The organism is Vibrio sp. S11_S32 (assembly GCF_014694465.1).
In the GTDB taxonomy this organism is placed as follows: domain Bacteria; phylum Pseudomonadota; class Gammaproteobacteria; order Enterobacterales; family Vibrionaceae; genus Vibrio; species Vibrio algicola.
Genome location: NZ_JAAUWS010000200.1, coordinates 1 through 251, shown reverse-complemented (window position 1 = coordinate 251; position 251 = coordinate 1). Strand labels below are relative to the sequence as shown.

The window sequence follows — 251 nt, the reverse complement described above, 5'->3', positions numbered from 1 at the left end:
CTATCACCTAAATTGATTGATTGATTGCGGAAAGTTATTATCATTCATTTTTCTGTAAATCGCTGAACGGCTAAGGGCGGTCTTTTGCATTACTTCTTTTAGTTTTAGAAATCTCATGGGACGTCCTCCTATGTTATTGGTTCCCATGTGATTACCTGGCACGTAGAAAAATACCGTTTTGTAACTTGTAGTGTTCAATGCCACCTTCAAATCCAGTAACAACAAAAAAACACCTGCTGGCTATGCCAGCA

At 38.6% G+C, this 251-nt stretch carries 1 pseudogene; it reads right to left on the bottom strand.

From position 1 onward, the window contains the following. Positions 1 to 15: 15 nt before the first annotated feature. Positions 16 to 147: pseudogene (locus HC723_RS17235) on the bottom strand (AlpA family phage regulatory protein); the annotation flags it as partial. Between the last annotated feature and the right edge of the window lie 104 nt (positions 148 to 251).